We start from the raw sequence: 2,021 nt of genomic DNA on the forward strand, positions 1-2,021 counted from the left end.
CCATGTAACGGTCGTAGTTTTCAGGAATCGAGCCGGCGAACAGTTTGTCCGTTTCCAACATGGCAATCCCCACCGTCTGATGACTTGGGGAGACTAGCACATATTTTTGTTCCTGGTCTTTTTCGACCGAGAGCAGGTCTTTACGTGGCCAAGAACGCGTTCATCACGCTCAACGCGGCCCAAAATAACCCAGGTACCACTCGACGAACCGCCCTACCCCCTCCGTGACGGAGGTCCGGGGGCGGTAGCCGACCGCCGCTTGCAGTGCCGAAGTGTCGGCGAAGGTGTCGGGCACGTCGCCGGCCTGCAGCGGCAGGAGTTCGATCACGGCCTTGCGGCCAAGCGCGTTTTCCAGCGCCTCGACATAGGCGGTCAGCTTCACCGGATTGTTGTTGCCGATGTTGAAGATGCGCCAGGGCGCGCTGCTGGTCGCCGAATCCGGATGGCTGGAATCCCAGGCCGGGTTGGCCGCGGCGGGGCTGTCGCTGGCGCGGATCACGCCTTCGGCGATGTCCTCGACATAGGTGAAGTCGCGCGTGTGGTTGCCGTTGTTGAACAGCTTGATCGGCTCGCCGGCCAGGATGCTCCTGGTGAACAGGAACAGCGCCATGTCCGGGCGCCCCCAGGGACCGTACACGGTGAAGAAACGCAGCCCCGTGGTGGGCAGGCCGAACAGATGGCTGTAGCTGTGCGCCATCAGTTCGTTGGCGCGCTTGGTGGCGGCGTAGAACTGCAAGGGATGGTCGGCCGGGCGATGCTCGGAAAACGGCATGTCGGTGTTGGCGCCATAGACACTGGAGGTGCTGGCATAGGTCAGGTGCCCGACACGGCTGCCGCGGCAGGCCTCGAGCATGTTGGTGAAAGCAACGATGTTGCTTTCGACATAGGCGTGGGGGTTTTCCAGGCTGTAGCGCACGCCTGCCTGCGCGGCCAGGTGGATCACCCGGTCGAAGGCGTGGTCGGCAAAGCAGCCGTCGACCACGCTGCGGTCGGCGAGATTGCCACGGATGAAATGATAGCCGGCATTGGTGCCGCGACCCGCCTCGGCCAGCAGCCGCAGCCGCGCCTCCTTGATCTCAGGGTCGTAGTAGTCGTTGATGCTGTCGATGCCGACAACCTCGTCACCGCGCTCCAGGAGCCGCCTGGCGACATGATAGCCTATGAAGCCGGCAGCGCCGGTGACCAGAACCTTCATCAGAAACGCCCGTCCGTGACATGGCTGGGAAACAGGCCCGAGCTCATCGCAGGCCAAGCTCCGGCCCGAAGTGATCCGGGCCGGATGTTCTCAAATCAGGAGCGCTTCAGCAATGACCAGACGGCCGGCACGAGGCTGGCCGCGAGAGCCACCTTGATCAGGTCGCCGACGATGAACGGCACGACGCCGAACTGCCAGGATTTTTCCGGGCCGATGAGCAGCGCCAGCCAGGCAAAACCCATTGCCATCATCACCACTTCGGCAACCAGCATGGCGTTGAAGAGCTTGATCGGATGACGGTCCCAGCCGCGGTCGGCGGCCCAGCCGACAATCGCCGCCATGACCACGAAGCCGGCGAGATAGCCGCCGGTCGAACCGAGCATATAGGCGATGCCGACGCCTTTTTCCGGCGTGCCCTGGAAGACCGGGAAGCCCATCGCGCCTTCCGCCATGTAGAGCAGCAAAGTGGCGACGCCGAGCCGCATGCCGAAGGCGGCGGCGATCAGGAAGACGGCGAGCGTCTGCATCGAGATATCGACAGGCCCGAGCACTACCCTGGTCTTGGCCGAAAGGGTCAACAGCAGTGTCCCGGCAATCGCCAGGAAAAACTGCGTCGCCAGCCGCGCGGCACCGTCTTGCGGCAAGGCCAGAAAAACAAGCGGGCGCGTCGTCGTTGCGGTTGTCATGATCTTCCCCAATTCAATCTTGCCGCGAACCAGAAATCGCGGTCTTGCGTTTTCCTATATTGGCTTGCGTGCTATGCGGCAATCGGTTTTGCCGTTCCGGGAACAATGTGCCGACATGGCTCTCAAATTCGATACCAGCT

At 62.5% G+C, this 2,021-nt stretch carries 2 protein-coding genes; both read right to left on the minus strand.

What is annotated here, in order from left to right:
• Positions 1-169: 169 nt before the first annotated feature.
• Complete coding sequence (locus EOA36_RS34325; RefSeq protein WP_127281118.1) at positions 170-1,195, minus strand: NAD-dependent epimerase; 1,026 nt, start codon at positions 1,193-1,195, stop codon at positions 170-172.
• Positions 1,196-1,290: 95 nt separating this feature from the next.
• Positions 1,291-1,881 (minus strand): biotin transporter BioY, encoded by a 591-nt coding sequence (locus EOA36_RS34330; protein WP_127281119.1) that lies wholly within the window; start codon positions 1,879-1,881, stop codon positions 1,291-1,293.
• Positions 1,882-2,021 lie beyond the last annotated feature (140 nt).

The sequence above is a fragment of the Mesorhizobium sp. M8A.F.Ca.ET.021.01.1.1 genome, assembly GCF_003998025.1.
Classification (GTDB): Bacteria; Pseudomonadota; Alphaproteobacteria; order Rhizobiales; family Rhizobiaceae; genus Mesorhizobium.